Source organism: Methylobacterium oryzisoli, from assembly GCF_046557895.1.
Taxonomy (GTDB): domain Bacteria; phylum Pseudomonadota; class Alphaproteobacteria; order Rhizobiales; family Beijerinckiaceae; genus Methylobacterium; species Methylobacterium oryzisoli.
Genome location: NZ_JBKIBX010000002.1, coordinates 93,112 through 107,366, shown reverse-complemented (window position 1 = coordinate 107,366; position 14,255 = coordinate 93,112). Strand labels below are relative to the sequence as shown.

Sequence of the window (14,255 nt, the reverse complement as noted above, 5' to 3'; positions counted from 1 at the left end):
CCCCAGGGTCTGAACTGAATGAGTGAGACGAAGAATCCGGGCGACAAGACGCTGCACGCGGGCCCTGCGAAGACGCTCTCGATGAAGCGTCCGATCGAGCAGGGCATCGTGCGACAGAGCTTCTCCCACGGCCGCTCGAAGTCGGTGGTGGTCGAGACGGTCAAGCGTCGCGTCATCGGTGCCCCCGCGCCGGCAGCCCCGAAGGAGACGGCTCCCGCGCCGGCGGCTCCGAGTCGCCCGGCCGCCGCGGCGCCGCGGCCCTCCGAGCCGCGCCAGGCCCCGGCGCGCTCGGGCGTGGTGCTGCGCACCCTGAGCGATCAGGAGCAGAGCGCCCGCATGAACGCGCTGGCGGATGCCCGCAAGCGAGAGGAGGACGAGCGCCGCCGCGCCGCCGACGACGCGCGCCGCCGGGTCGAGCGCGAGGCCGCCGAGATCCGCGAGCGCGAGGCGGCCGAGGCCCGCAAGCGCGAGGAGGAGGAGCGCCGCCGCCAGGAGGACGCGCGCAAGCGCCGCGCCGCCGAGGAGGCCGAGCGCCGCATGAACGAGGAGGCGGCCCGCTCCGCGGCCGCCACCGCCGCGCCGACGGCCGAGCCTGCTGCACCCGCCGCGCCGACGCCGACGCCCGCCGCTGCGCGGCCAGCTGCCGCCAGCCCGGCCGCCCCGCGTCCGGCCGCGGCCGGTCCGGCTGCCGCGCGCCCGGCTGCCGCACGTCCGGCGGCGGCTCGCCCGGCCGCCCCGGCCGAGCCGCGCCGCTTGCTCACCGCGGATGCGCGCAAGCCCCGCGACCTGAACTTCATGGCGCGCCCCGCGCCCAAGCCCGAGCCGCAGCCCGAGCCGAAGCCCGCGGCGGCCACCGCCAAGCCGGCGCCCGGCACCACCCCCGCGCGCCCCGCCACCGGCCGTCCGGCCGCGGCCGCCGCGGAGGAGGAGGACACCAAGCGGGTGATCCGGCGGCCCGGCATGCCGCTCAAGATCATCACGCCGCCCAAGACCCCGAAATCGCCCGGCGGCGACCGCAACCGCGGCCGTCTCACCATCGCCACGGCGACCTCCGGCGAGGACGAGCGCACCCGCTCGCTCGCCTCGTTCCGCCGCCGCACGCAGCGCCTGACCGGCCATCGCCAGATGGAGCAGAAGGAGAAGCTGTCGCGCGACGTGGTGATCCCGGAGACGATCACGATCCAGGAACTCGCCAACCGCATGAGCGAGCGCGCCGTCGACGTGATCCGCATGCTCATGAAGCAGGGCCAGATCCACAAGATCACCGACGTGATCGACTCGGACACGGCCCAGCTCATCGCCGAGGAACTCGGCCACACGGTGCGCCGCGTGGCGGAATCCGACGTCGAGGAGGGCCTGTTCGACGAGCCCGACACCGACGAGGACACCCAGCCGCGTCCGCCCGTCGTGACCATCATGGGCCACGTCGACCACGGCAAGACCTCGCTGCTCGACGCGATCCGCAACGCCAACGTCGTCTCGGGCGAGGCGGGCGGCATCACGCAGCACATCGGCGCCTACCAGGTGACCTCGCCCTCCGGCGGCAAGATCACCTTCATCGACACCCCGGGCCACGCGGCCTTCACGTCGATGCGCGCCCGCGGCGCCCGCGTCACGGACATCGTGGTGCTGGTCGTGGCGGCCGATGATGGCGTGATGCCCCAGACGATCGAGGCGATCTCCCACGCCAAGGCGGCCGAGGTGCCGCTGATCGTGGCGATCAACAAGGTCGACAAGCCCGACGCCAACCCGCAGCGGGTGCGCACCGAACTCCTCCAGCACGACGTGCAGGTGGAATCGATGGGCGGCGAGACCCTCGAGTTCGAGGTCTCGGCCAAGACGAAGCAGGGCCTCGAAGACCTGCTGGAGGGCCTCGCGCTGCAGGCCGAGATCCTCAACCTGCGCGCCAACCCCGACCGGTCGGCGGAGGGCACGGTGATCGAGGCCAAGCTCGACCGCGGCCGCGGTCCGGTGGCGACCGTGCTCGTGGAGCGCGGTACCCTGCACACCGGCGACATCGTGGTGGCGGGCGCCGAGTGGGGCCGCGTGCGCGCCCTCATCGACGACACCGGCCGCAACACCAAGGAAGCCGGGCCGTCGGTTCCGGTGGAGGTGCTGGGCTTCAACGGCACGCCCGAGGCCGGCGACCGCGTGGCGGTGGTCGAGAACGAGGCGCGCGCCCGCGAGGTCACCGAGTACCGGGCCCGCCAGAAGCGCGAGCGCGCGGCGGCCGCCGGCACCGGCGCCGGCCGTTCGCTGATGGACATGATGCGCGACCTGCGCGAGGGCGCCGGCCGCAAGGAATTTCCGCTCGTCGTCAAGGGCGACGTTCAGGGCTCGGTCGAGGCCATCGCCGGCGCGCTGGAAAAGCTCGGCAACGACGAGGTCGCGGCCCGCATCCTGCACGCGGGCGTGGGCGGCATCACCGAATCCGACATCACGCTGGCGCAGGCCTCCGGCGCGGTGGTGATCGGCTTCAACGTGCGCGCCCACAAGGAGGCGAGAGAGGCCGCCGAGCGGGCGGGCGTCGAGATCCGCTACTACAACATCATCTACGACCTCGTGGATGACGTCCGGGCGGCGATGTCGGGCCTGCTGCCGCCGACGCTCCGCGAGGAGCGCCTGGGCGAGGCGCGGATCCTCGAGATCTTCAACGTCTCGAAGGTCGGCAAGATCGCCGGCTGCCGCGTCGAGGACGGCCGCGTCGAGCGCGGCGCCCATGTCCGGCTCATCCGCGACAACGTGGTGGTGCACGAGGGCAAGCTCTCGCAGCTCAAGCGCTTCAAGGACGACGCCCGCGAGGTGTCGGCCGGCCAGGAATGCGGCATGGCGTTCGAGAACTACCAGGACATGCGCGTCCGGGACGTGATCGAGTGCTACATCGTCCACGAGGAGCGGCGGACGCTCTGATCCGCCACACGCCGTTCGGCCGCCTCACGCCGGGCGGCCCCCGCATCTGCCGAGCCCGAGGCGTCGACCGCCTCGGGCTCGTCGGTTCAGGCCTGTGCCTCACGCCCGCGCAGCGCGCCGGCCACCTGGGGTCCGGAGAGAGAACGTGCGCAAACCGACCGAAACCACCGGCCCCTCGCAGCGCCAGCAGCGCGTGGCCGAACTCGTGCGCCACGCCATCGCGGAGGTGCTGAGCCGCGGCGACCTGCAGGATCCCGTGCTGAGCCAGCACGTCATCACGGTGCCGGAGGTCCGCATGTCGCCGGACCTCAAGCTCGCCACCGCCTACGTGATGCCGCTGGGGGGCCGGGACGAGACCGGGGTCCTCGAAGCGCTCGACCGCAACCGCAAAGCCCTGCGCCAGGAGGTGGCCCGCCGGGTCAACCTGAAATATGCCCCCGACCTGCGCTTCCGCCGCGACGAGACCTTCGACGAGGCCGCGCGCATCGACGCGCTCCTGCGCAGCGACAAGGTCCAGCGCGACCTCGCGCCGGATACCGACTCCGAGGAGTGAGAGCGGCGTGAGGGCTCTCCCGAACCGGGCGGCTCTGCCGTGAATTGATCAGAACGGGGCGGCGGTCCGGGGATGGAGAGGCCTCGCAGGACCGTTCCCCTTGTGTGTGGGAACGCGAGACGATGATGCACGAGGACCAGCCTGCCGAGCGCGCGCCGGCGCCACCCCGGGAGGGCCGCCCGCCGCGCGGGCGCGGGCGCCCGGCCGGCGACCGGCCCAAGCGCCGCGAGATCAGCGGCTGGGTGATCCTCGACAAGGGCGTGGGCATGACCTCGACCCACGCGGTCGCGGCGGTGAAGCGCGCGCTGAACGCCAAGAAGGCGGGCCATGCCGGCACCCTCGACCCGCTGGCCTCCGGCATCCTGCCGATCGCGCTCGGCGAGGCCACCAAGACGGTTCCCTTCGTGATGGACGGCCGCAAGGCCTACGTGTTCACGGTGACCTGGGGCGTCGAGACCGACACCGACGACGCCGAGGGCCGGCCGGTCGCGACCTCCGAGGCGCGCCCGACCCGCGAGCAGGTGGAGGCGCTGCTGCCGCGCTTCGTCGGCGCCATCGAGCAGGTGCCGCCGCGCTACTCGGCGATCAAGATCCAGGGCGAGCGCGCCTACGACCTCGCCCGCGACGGCGAGGTGGTCGACCTCGTGGCCCGGCCGGTGCAGATCGACCGCCTCGCGGTGGTGGCCCATTCCGAGGAGCGCACAGTCATCGAGGCCGAGTGCGGCAAAGGCACCTACGTGCGGGCGATCGCCCGCGACCTCGGCCGGGCGCTCGGCTGCCACGGCCACGTCTCGGCCCTGCGGCGCACCCGGGTCGGTCCCTTCGCGGAGGACCAGTCCTGCACCATCGGGGCGCTGGAGGCGGCGCAGAGCGAGCCGAACCCGGCGGTGCTGCGCCCGGTGGAGACGGCGCTCGACGCGGTGCCCTGCGTGCCGGTCTCGCGCGACATGGCGCTCCGGCTGATGCGCGGCCAGCCGGTCATCCTGCGCGGGCGCGACGCGCCGATGGCGGGCAAGGCCTACGCCACCTGCGGGGGCGTGCTGGTGGCGGTCGGCGACGTCGAGCGCGGCGAACTGGTGCCGCACCGGGTCTTCCACCTCGGCGGGACGGCGCGGCATGGCTGACGCCTCGCCCGACCTCGCGGCGCTCGCCGACGACCCGCGGGTGCTCTGGACGGACGACGTCCTGCGCTACCGCGACACCGACGCCAACGGCCACGTCAACAACGCGGTCTTCGCGGCCTTCTGCGAGAGCGGGCGGGTGAGGTTCTTCGCCCGCCACATCACCCCGGCCCTGCCGCAAGGCAGCATGCTGGTGATCGCCCGCTTCGTGATCGATTACCGGGCCGAACTCCACTTCCCCGGCAGCGTGCGCACCGCCACGTGGCTCGCGCGGCTCGGGCGCAGCTCGATGGGCTTTCGCAACCGCATCCTGTGCGGGGAGGCTCTCGCGGGCGAGGCGGAGGCGACCTGCGTCCTGATCGATACCGCGACCCGCCGGCCGCGGCCCCTGGACGGCGCGGCCCGGGAGGCGGCCGAGCGGCTGCTGGTGGGGCAGGGCTGATCGCGGTCAGGGCCAGACCTTGATCGCCACCCGGCGGCGCACCAGTTCGCGCTCGCCCTGCACCGTGCAGCCCTGCACCGGCAGCGTCGCGTAGTAGAGCTCGGCGCTGTCGCCCACGTCGTCGAAGTTGCGGCCCTTGGCGTCGCGGTCGATGAGGGACGGGTAGCTGATCAGGCCGCCGCCCGCCTTGCAGTAATCGTCGTAGAGCGTCGCCCCGGCGAGCAGCAGGCGCGGCGTGTCCCAGGTCGTCAGGTCGCGCGAGGTGGTCCAGTAAAAGCCCGATCGCGGAAACACGCCGCCCGCCGCGGCTTGGAACACCGCGATCCAGGCGCCCGTGCCGCGGTGGCGGCTCACGGAGCCCACCGGTCCGGGAAACGGCCCGACCGGGCGGCAGGCGCCGGACGGCTTGGGTCCCTTGCGGTAGGGATCCGCGTAGGCGACCGTGAAGCCCTGGCCGTCATGCGCGCGCCAGCGGCTCGGATCGCTCACGTCGTCCGAGCGGAAGAGGCAGACCCCGTGCGGCTGGCCGGCCCAGCCGGTGGTGGCGGCCAGGAAGTACCAGTGGCGTCCCTCGCGCACGATGTTCGAGGGGTTGAAGAAGCCGCGGTGGCGGCCCTGGTCTACCTCCTGCCGGAACGGCGCGGCGGCCACCACGGCCGGCGGCGCAGGCCGCGCGAAGCGCGCGCCCCCATCCGCCGAGCGGGCCGCCAGCAGGCTGTTGTACCAGCAGGCCATCATCTCGGTGGCGATGCAGCGGCCGGGATGCGCCTCGCCGTGATACTCGTGGTGGAGGAGCGCCGCGACGCTGCGGCCGTCCTCGGTCCAGGTGGCGGTGATCCAGGTGCGGTCGTCGTAGCGCGCCGGATCACCATTGAGACCGGAGTCAAGCACCACCCGGCAATCGAGCTTCAGGTGGTCGGCATCGGGACCGCGCAGCGCCCGGTTGCGGTAATGCATGCCGAACAGGACGAGCCCGCCGCCCGCGTCGCGAAACGCCCGGGCCGGGGCATCGGGCACGTCGTGCCCGTCGCAGGCGTCGTGGGCGGCCCGGAAGACGGGCTCAGCCGGCCCGACCAGGGTCAGGGCCGAGAGCGGCGGATCGGCCCGGGCGGGGGCCGCGGCGAGGAGGAGGGCGGCCCAGATAAGGGGGCTGAGGCGGGGACGGCGCATGGGCGAGCCTGGACAGGGACCGGCAGCCTGCCCAGAATTGCTTGCGGCTTGCTTGCGCGGACCGCCGAAACATCGCGGGGCGCTCCATGCTCCCGCGACGCCGCCCCGTCCTCGCCGGTGATCCGCCCATGACGCTCCTCCTCGTCGGCCTCGTGCTCTTTCTCGGCACCCACGCCTTCACCATGCTGCGCGGCCCCCGCGCCCGGCTGATCGCGCGGGTCGGGGAGGGGCCCTACAAGATCGGCTACACGCTGCTCTCGCTCGTGGGCCTCGTCGTGCTCGGGCTCGGCTACGGCCAGTACCGGGCGAATGCCTATGTCGAGATCTGGTCGCCGCCGGTCTGGACGCGCCACCTCTCCCTGCTGCTGGTGCTCCTCGCCTTCGTGGCCTTCGCGGCCGCCTACCTGCCGGGGCAGATCAAGAGCCGGCTGAAGCACCCGATGCTGGTCGGCGTGAAGCTCTGGGCCACCGCCCACCTCCTCGCCAACGGCGACCTCGGCTCCATGCTGCTGTTCGGGGCCTTCCTGGCCTGGGCGGTGGCGGCGCGCATCAGCATCAAGCGGCGCGACGAGGTGAAGGCCCATGCGGGGCCGGCCGCGGCCCCGGCCGGCTGGCGCAACGACGCGCTCGCGGTCGGCATCGGCGTCGTGGCGTGGTTCGTGTTCGCCCGCGTGCTGCACCCGTGGCTGATCGGCGTCGCGGTCTGGCCGGGCCAGGCCTGAGGCCGGACGCGTCCCGCAGGCCCCGAGCCTCGCCATCGGCCCGCGACTGTGCTACGCGGGCCGCCCTGTCGCGGGCGCGCGCGGCACGATTCCGGCGAGCAAGCACACGATGAAGGAAGACGAGTTCATCCGCGAGGTCAACGAGGATTACCGTCGTGACCGGGCGGCGCAGGTCTGGACGCGCTACAGCGGCGTCTTCATCGGGCTCGCGGTTCTCCTCGTGCTCGGCGTCGGCGGCTGGCGCTACTGGCAGCACGCGCAGACCGTCCAGGCCGAGGCGGCGAGCCAGCGCTTCGATGCCGCGGTGCGCGCCGCCAGGGGCGACGGGCCGCATGCGGCCGAGAAGGTCTTCGAGACCCTCGCCGGGGAGGTCCAGGGCGGCTACCGGCTGCTGGCGCGGCTGCGCGCGGCCGCGGAAGCGGGCAAGGCCGACCCGGCGGCCGGAGCGAAGGCCTACGCGGCCATCACCGCCGACACCGCCGTGGGCGCCAGCCTGCGCGACCTCGCCCGCCTGCGGGCCGCGCTGCTGGGCCTCGATGCCGGAGACGCCGAGGCGCTGAACAGCCTCCAGGGCCTCGCCGTGCCCACCAGCGCCTTCCGCCACACCGCCCGCGAGATGCTCGGCCTCACGGCGATGCGCAAGGGCGACTTCGAGGGCGCCGGCCGCTGGTTCGACCAGATCGCCGCCGACCGCGAGACCCCGCAGGGCCTGCGCCAGCGCCTGGAGATCTACGTCGCGCTGGTGGCGGGCGGTCCCGTTCAGGTGAGCGAGGCGGCGACCGCGGCGCCGGCGGCTCCGCCGCCGCCGGCGGAGGCCTCGCGCTAGGCAGCGCCGGTTCGCCCTCGCACTGCGCGGGCCTGCATCACCCTCCCGAACCGGGCCGCCGGCACCCCGCGCGGCCCTGCGGCGTTTGACGAAGATCTCAACAGGACCCGAACCCCATGCCGATGCCCACCGTCGCCATCGTCGGGCGTCCGAACGTCGGCAAGTCGACGCTGTTCAACCGGCTCGTCGGCCGCAAGCTCGCCCTCGTGGACGATCGTCCCGGCGTCACCCGCGACCGGCGCGAGGGCGAAGTGCGCCTCGGCCACCTGCATTTCACGGTCATCGACACCGCCGGGCTCGAAGAGGCGGATGCCGCTTCGCTCGCCGGCCGCATGCGCGCCCAGACCGAGGCGGCCATCGCAGAGGCCGACGCGGTGCTGTTCGTGATCGATGCCCGCGCCGGGCTGCTGCCGGCCGACCAGCCCTTCGCCGAACTGGTGCGGCGCTCCGACAAGCCGGTGATCCTGCTCGCCAACAAGGCCGAGGGCGGGGCCGGGATGTCGGGCGCCTACGAGGCGTTCGGCCTCGGGCTCGGCGACCCGGTGCTGGTCTCGGCCGAGCACGGCGAGGGGATGGGCGACCTGCTCGACGCCCTCGCCGAGGTGCTGCCCGAGCCCGAGGAGGACGAGGAGGCCGACGCGGATCGTCCCCTCAAGGTCGCGATCGTCGGGCGCCCGAACGCCGGCAAGTCGACGCTCATCAACCGGATGCTCGGCGAGGAGCGGCTGCTCGTCGGCCCCGAGGCCGGCATCACCCGCGATTCCATCTCCCTCGACTGGGTCTGGCGCGGGCGCAGGATCAAGCTGCACGACACCGCCGGCATGCGCCGCCGCGCGCGCGTCGACGACAAGCTGGAGAAACTCGCGGTCTCGGACGGCCTGCGGGCGGTGCGCTTCGCCGAGGTGGTGGTGGTGCTGCTCGACGCGACGATCCCGTTCGAGAAGCAGGACCTCACCATCGTGGACCTCGTCGAGCAGGAGGGCCGGTCGCTCGTCATCGGCCTCAACAAGTGGGATCTCGTCGCCGATCAGCCGGGCCTGCTCAAGGATCTCAAGGAGAAGGCCACCCGGCTGCTGCCGCAGGTGCGGGGGGCGGCCGTGGTGCCGCTCTCGGGGCTGGCGGGGGAGGGCGTCGACCGGCTGATGCAGGCCGTGGTGGCCGCCCACGAGGTCTGGAACCGCCGGGTGGCGACCGCGCGCATCAACCAGTGGCTCGCCGAGGCGGTGCAGGCGAACCCGCCGCCCGCGGTCTCGGGCCGGCGCATCAAGATCCGCTACGCCACGCAGGTGAAGACGCGTCCGCCCCACTTCGCCCTGTTCGGCAACCAGCTCAACGCGCTGCCGCGCTCCTACACCCGCTATCTCGTCAACGGCCTGCGCGACGCCTTCGACCTGCCCGGCGTGCCGATCCGGCTGTCGCTGCGGACCTCGAAGAACCCGTTCGACAAGGACGCGTGAGCGGCACCCAGCGCGGCTTGGCGCCAGTGCGGCTTGGGATCAGCGGGGCTTGGGATCGGCCGGGAGGTGCTTGGCGTAGGCCTCGCGCGATTCCTTCTCGCGCAGCAGCGCCTCGTAGGCCGCCTTCTGCTCCGCCGAGACCGTCAGGGTGCGGCCGCGCTCGCTCTTGCGCCGCGGCTTGCGCTTGAACTGATCCGTGCTCTCGCTCATCGCCTGTTCCCTGCGCCCGTGCCCCGCTCGTCCTGCGGTCACCCTATCGCAAGAGCGCCGACAGGGCGATGACGCCGCCGCTCACGCGCGCAGCCGCCCACCGACCAGCCACGCGGGGTCGAACCAGCGGTCGGCCTCGCCGTCGTAGGGCAGGCGGGTGATGTCCCAGTTCTGGATGAAGGGCGCGTAGACGTTCCAGACCGCGATGCCGCCTCCCACGAAGATGCGCCGGCCCGGATAGCGGGCCAGCACCGCCCGCGGGTCCTCGTGCGAGCGGATCACCGCGATGGTGCGGTCGCGGTAGGCGAAGTCGGGCACGGCCTCGATGGTCTTGGGGCCGGCGATCAGCACGTGGCCCTGCGTCTCGGCGAAGAACCGCGTCACGTCCTCGACGTAGAGCGGGTCGGTGTTGCCCTCCCAGGGCAGCCGGCCGTGCAGCCCGAGCTGGCCCCGCTGCCCGATGGCGCACATCGCCCGCACGTCGATCATCGTGAATCCTCCGTCCGCCGGGTGATAGCCGCGCGGGTGCGTCGATGCCAAGCCGAACGAAAACCGTCGGCCGCATCGCGCGCGGGAGTTCGTCGCCGACGACATCTACGTCAGGTGATTTTTCGTCAGCGCTTAACCTCTGGGAATCTTCTCTTGCGTACCATGGTCCGCACGGCGGATTCCGGGTTGCCCGGGCCGGCGGTCGGCTCACACAGCGACGGGTGCGGCAGTGGCGTTACTCAACAATGTCAAGCTTGTCGGAAAGCTGGCCATTCCGACGACGCTGATCCTCCTCGTGGCGGTCGGCTTGGTGGTGTTGGGGCGATCCGGCATCGAGAGGCTGAAGACGGAAACCCAGCACATCATCGACGTGCAGGCGAAGCGGCTCGTCGTTGCCCTGCAGATGGCCAACGCCATGAGCGAAGCCAGCATCCAGGAGCGGAACACGATCATCGAGAAGAGGCCCGAGCTTCTGGAGAAATTCCACCAAGGCTATCTCGGTGCGCAGCAGACCGCTCTCGGATCGATCGACAACCTGGTGCTGCTCGCCGACACGCCGGAACGGCTCGCCGTCTACGAAGCGATGAAGCGCCTGATCCGCGACTACTTCGACATCGCCGACAGGGCGATGGTCCTCGGGATGATGGGTGATGCCGAGGGCGCCTTCGCGATCTCGGGCGGCGAGGGCCAGGAGGCGCGCCGGAAGGCGATGGAGGCCGTGACGAAGAACGTCGAGGCCAACATGCACGACCTCGCGCTGGCCAAGGAGCAGATCGAGCGGTCGACGCAGGCGGCCACGCGCCACCTCGGCCTCATCGCGGCGGGCGGTCTCGCGGTCGCCTTCGCGGCGCTCGCCGCCGTCGCGGTGTTCGGGGTGAGCCGCCCGCTCTCGGGCGTCGCCGCCGCCCTCGACGCCCTCGCCCGCGGCGATCTCGGCGTCGCCGTGGCCGGCACCGCGCGCCGCGACGAGGTCGGCTCGCTCGCCCGCTCGCTTCAGGTCTTCAAGGACCACGCCCTGCGCGCCCGCGACGCCGCCGCCGCCCAGGCCGACGAGGCCGAGGCCAAGATGCGCCGCGCCGCCCTGCTCGACGGCCTGACCAGGGCCCTGGAGGCCAGGGTCGCCGACCTCACCCGCGGGCTCTCGGACGCCGCGGGCGAGATGCAGGCCACCGCCGCCGCCATGGCCGACACCGCCGACCAGGGCACCCGCCAATCGGGCGCGGTGGCGGGCGCCGCCCAGCAGACCGCCGCCAACGTCCAGACCGTGGCGGCGGCGAGCGAGGAGATGTCCGCCTCGATCCAAGAGATCGTGCATCAGGTCACCCAGTCCTCGCACATCGCCGGGCAGGCGGTGGAGGACGCCCGCCGCACCGACGCGACGGTGCAGCGCCTGGCCGGCACGGCCGAGCGCATCAGCAGCGTGGTGTCGGTGATCTCCTCGATCGCCGCGCAGACGAACCTGCTGGCGCTGAACGCCACCATCGAGGCGGCGCGCGCCGGCGAGGCGGGCCGCGGCTTCGCCGTGGTGGCGACCGAGGTGAAGGAACTGGCCGGCCAGACCACGCGGGCGACCGAGGAGATCTCGGGGCAGATCGGGGAGATCCAGACGGTGACGCGGGAGGCGGTGGGCGACATCCAGCGCATCGGGCAGGTGATCGCCGAGATCGCGCGCTACGCGACCGGCATCGCGGCGGCGATGGAGGAGCAGGGGTCGGCGACGCAGGAGATCGCGCGCAACGTGCAGGAGGCGGCGCAGGGGACCGAGCAGGTGACGAGCCGCATCGCGGAGCTGCGCCAGGGGGCTGGCAGGACCGGGGCGGCGGCCGCGCAGGTGCTGCACGCGGCTGAGGCGCTGTCGCACCACTCCGCGAGTCTGGCCCAGGAGGTCGGGCAGTTCCTGTCGGAGGTGAAGGCCGCCTGAGCGGCGCGTCCCGAGGGCCGGGCGCGGGGATCCCCGCGCCCTTACCGGAATGGGCCGGCCCGCGTCAGGCCGGCTTCTGCGGCGTCAGCACCCGGTCGGTCGGGAAGTCGTAGATCGTGCCGCTCTCGGTCCAGGCCGGGCTCGCGAGGCGCACGATGTGGGGCGCCAGATCCTCGGGCGTGCGCAGCGTCTCGGGATCCTCGCCCGGCATCGCGGCCTGGCGCATGGCGGTGCGCAGCGGGCCGGGATTGAGGAGCATCGCCTTGACCGGCGTGGTGGCGGTCTCTGCCGCGTAGGTGCGCACCAGCGCTTCGAGAGCGGCCTTCGACACCGCGTAGGGCCCCCAATAGGCCCGGCAGCTCGACGCGGCGCCCGAGGAGACGAACACCGCCCGGCCCGCCTCGGAGCGGCGCAGCAGCGGGTCGAGCGAGCGGATCAGGCGCCAGTTCGCCGTGAGGTTGATGTCCATCACGTTGGCCCAGATCTTCGGGTCGATGTGCCCGAGCGGCATCAGGGCGCCGAGCACCCCGGCATTGCCGACCAAAATGTCGAGACGGCCCCAGCGCTCGTTGATCGCCGCCCCGAGCCGGTCGATGGCGTCGTAATCCTTGAGGTCGAGGGGCACGAGGGTGGCCGAGCCGCCGCCCTGGCGGATCGCGTCGTCGAGGTCTTCCAGCGCGCCCTGCGTGCGCGCCACCGCGATCACGTGGGCGCCGGCGGCGGCCAGCGCCAGGGCCGCCGCCCGGCCGATGCCGCGCGAGGCGCCGGTGACGACGGCGATCCGCTCCGCGAGGGGCTGGGCTCCCGGGAAGGGTTCGGTCATCGGGTCAATCCGCCTCGGCCAGGATCGCCATGCGCCGCGGCGAGGCGACCGCGAGATCGGTGAGCGGGGTCGGGTAGTCGCCGGTGAAGCAATGGTCGGTGTATTGCGGGCATGCCGCGTCCCGGCCTTCCTCGCCCATCGCCCGGTAGAGCCCGGGGATCGACAGGAAGGCGAGAGAATCCGCGCCGATGTAGCGGCGCATGCCCTCCAGGTCGTGGGTGGCGGCGAGCAGCTTTTCCTTCTCGGGCGTGTCGATGCCGTAGAAATCCGGATGCGTGATCGGCGGCGAGGCGATGCGGAAATGCACCTCGCTGGCGCCGGCCTCGCGCATCATGCGCACGATCTTCACCGAGGTGGTGCCGCGCACGAGGCTGTCGTCCACGAGCACGATGCGCTTGCCGGCGATCGCCGCGCGGTTGGCCGAATGCTTCATCCGCACCCCGAGCTCGCGCACGGACTGGGTCGGCTGGATGAAGGTGCGCCCGACATAGTGGTTGCGGATGATGCCCATCTCGAACGGCAGGCCGGTCTCCTGGGCGTAGCCCAGCGCCGCGGGCACGCCGGAATCCGGCACCGGCACCACGATGTCGGCGTCCGCGGGCGCCTCCTTGGCGAGTTCGACGCCGATGCTCTTGCGCACCGCGTAGACGTTCTTGCCGTTCACGACCGAATCCGGCCGGGCGAAGTAGATGTACTCGAAGATGCAGGGGCGCAGCTGCTGCTCGGGGGCGAAGCGGATCGAGCGGATGCCCTCGTCCGAGATCACCACCATCTCGCCGTTCTCGATGTCGCGCACGAAGCGCGCGCCGATGATGTCGAGGGCGCAGGTCTCGGAGGCGAGGATGTAGCGCCCGTCGAGTTCGCCGAGCACCAGCGGGCGGATGCCCAAGGGATCGCGCGCGCCGATGAGCTTCTTGTTCGTCATCATCACGAGGGCGTAGGCGCCCTCGATCTGCCGCAGCGCATCCATCACCCGGTCGACGATGCGCACGTGGCGCGAGCGGGCGACGAGGTGGAGGATCGCCTCGGTGTCGGAGGTCGACTGGCAGATGGCGCCGTCGCGCACGAGCTGGCGGCGCAGCAGCAGCCCGTTGGTGAGATTGCCGTTATGCGCCACCGCAAGGCCGCCGGTCTCAAGTTCGGCGAAGAGCGGCTGGACGTTGCGCAGGATGGTCTCGCCGGTGGTCGAGTAGCGCACGTGCCCCATCGCCGCGGTGCCCTTCAGGCGCTCGATCGTGGCGAGGTCGGAGAACGAATCGCCCACGAGGCCGAGGCGGCGCTCCGAGTGGAAGACCCGCCCGTCGAAGGAGACGATGCCGGCCGCCTCCTGCCCGCGATGCTGGAGGGCGTGGAGGCCGAGCGCCACGATGGCGGCCGCATCCGGATGACCGTGGATGCCGAAGACGCCGCATTCCTCGCGCAGCGTGTCGCCATCGAGATCTCCTGCGAGACCCCCCGCGAGATCCCATGCGGGCGCGAACGCGTCGCTGCCCTGGGGGGCGAGCCGGCGCGCATCCAGTCGATCTGCCATGATCCCAAATCCCTCGCGGCCGGTCCTGCAACGACCCTGGCTAGAGCAGCGCCCGATCGCGTTGCGATCGGGCGCTGCTC

At 72.6% G+C, this 14,255-nt stretch carries 13 protein-coding genes; 8 read left to right on the top strand and 5 right to left on the bottom strand.

Annotated elements, in window-relative coordinates:
• Nucleotides 1–18 precede the first annotated feature (18 nt).
• From infB to ACKUB9_RS02850, 4 genes are all read left to right on the top strand, one after another.
• A complete protein-coding gene (gene infB / locus ACKUB9_RS02865) occupies nucleotides 19–2,910 on the top strand; it encodes a translation initiation factor IF-2 (protein ID WP_407519260.1) in 2,892 nt (963 codons plus the stop codon).
• A 145-nt stretch (nucleotides 2,911–3,055) separates the two neighbouring features.
• Nucleotides 3,056–3,463, top strand: a complete 408-nt coding sequence (gene rbfA, locus ACKUB9_RS02860) for a 30S ribosome-binding factor RbfA (protein ID WP_407519258.1) — start codon at nucleotides 3,056–3,058, stop codon at nucleotides 3,461–3,463.
• Between the two features lie 122 nt (nucleotides 3,464–3,585).
• On the top strand, nucleotides 3,586–4,587 hold the full coding sequence (gene truB, locus ACKUB9_RS02855) for a tRNA pseudouridine(55) synthase TruB (RefSeq protein ID WP_407519256.1): 1,002 nt from the start codon (nucleotides 3,586–3,588) through the stop codon (nucleotides 4,585–4,587).
• A complete protein-coding gene (locus ACKUB9_RS02850) occupies nucleotides 4,580–5,026 on the top strand; it encodes an acyl-CoA thioesterase (RefSeq protein WP_407519254.1) in 447 nt (148 codons plus the stop codon). Before truB ends, ACKUB9_RS02850 begins: the two co-directional genes overlap by 8 nt.
• 6 nt (nucleotides 5,027–5,032) lie before the next feature.
• Here ACKUB9_RS02850 and ACKUB9_RS02845 read toward each other — a convergent pair whose 3' ends face one another.
• Nucleotides 5,033–6,196, bottom strand: a complete 1,164-nt coding sequence (locus ACKUB9_RS02845; RefSeq protein WP_407519252.1) for a hypothetical protein — start codon at nucleotides 6,194–6,196, stop codon at nucleotides 5,033–5,035.
• Nucleotides 6,197–6,324: 128 nt separating this feature from the next.
• On the opposite strand from ACKUB9_RS02845, the gene ACKUB9_RS02840 reads away from it, so the two are divergent.
• The 3 genes from ACKUB9_RS02840 to der all read left to right on the top strand — a co-directional run bounded on the left by ACKUB9_RS02840 (nucleotide 6,325) and on the right by der (nucleotide 9,201).
• Nucleotides 6,325–6,918, top strand: a complete 594-nt coding sequence (locus ACKUB9_RS02840) for an NnrU family protein (RefSeq protein ID WP_407519250.1) — start codon at nucleotides 6,325–6,327, stop codon at nucleotides 6,916–6,918.
• A 109-nt stretch (nucleotides 6,919–7,027) separates the two neighbouring features.
• Entirely contained in the window at nucleotides 7,028–7,744 is a 717-nt protein-coding gene (locus tag ACKUB9_RS02835; RefSeq protein WP_407519248.1) for a tetratricopeptide repeat protein, read from the top strand.
• 116 nt (nucleotides 7,745–7,860) lie between these two features.
• Entirely contained in the window at nucleotides 7,861–9,201 is a 1,341-nt protein-coding gene (gene der, locus ACKUB9_RS02830) for a ribosome biogenesis GTPase Der (RefSeq protein WP_407519246.1), read from the top strand.
• A gap of 39 nt (nucleotides 9,202–9,240) precedes the next feature.
• Here der and ACKUB9_RS02825 read toward each other — a convergent pair whose 3' ends face one another.
• Together ACKUB9_RS02825 and ACKUB9_RS02820 are read right to left on the bottom strand one after the other, a co-directional pair.
• Complete coding sequence (locus tag ACKUB9_RS02825) at nucleotides 9,241–9,411, bottom strand: hypothetical protein (protein ID WP_407519244.1); 171 nt, start codon at nucleotides 9,409–9,411, stop codon at nucleotides 9,241–9,243.
• 81 nt (nucleotides 9,412–9,492) lie between these two features.
• Nucleotides 9,493–9,900 carry a diacylglycerol kinase gene (locus ACKUB9_RS02820; protein ID WP_407519242.1) on the bottom strand — a complete coding sequence of 136 codons (408 nt, stop codon included), beginning with the start codon at nucleotides 9,898–9,900 and terminating at the stop codon, nucleotides 9,493–9,495.
• Nucleotides 9,901–10,129: 229 nt separating this feature from the next.
• On the opposite strand from ACKUB9_RS02820, the gene ACKUB9_RS02815 reads away from it, so the two are divergent.
• Nucleotides 10,130–11,821, top strand: a complete 1,692-nt coding sequence (locus ACKUB9_RS02815) for a methyl-accepting chemotaxis protein (protein WP_407519240.1) — start codon at nucleotides 10,130–10,132, stop codon at nucleotides 11,819–11,821.
• A gap of 64 nt (nucleotides 11,822–11,885) precedes the next feature.
• Here ACKUB9_RS02815 and ACKUB9_RS02810 read toward each other — a convergent pair whose 3' ends face one another.
• A complete protein-coding gene (locus tag ACKUB9_RS02810) occupies nucleotides 11,886–12,644 on the bottom strand; it encodes an SDR family NAD(P)-dependent oxidoreductase (RefSeq protein WP_407519238.1) in 759 nt (252 codons plus the stop codon).
• 4 nt (nucleotides 12,645–12,648) lie between these two features.
• Nucleotides 12,649–14,175 carry an amidophosphoribosyltransferase gene (gene purF, locus ACKUB9_RS02805; protein WP_407519236.1) on the bottom strand — a complete coding sequence of 509 codons (1,527 nt, stop codon included), beginning with the start codon at nucleotides 14,173–14,175 and terminating at the stop codon, nucleotides 12,649–12,651.
• Between the last annotated feature and the right edge of the window lie 80 nt (nucleotides 14,176–14,255).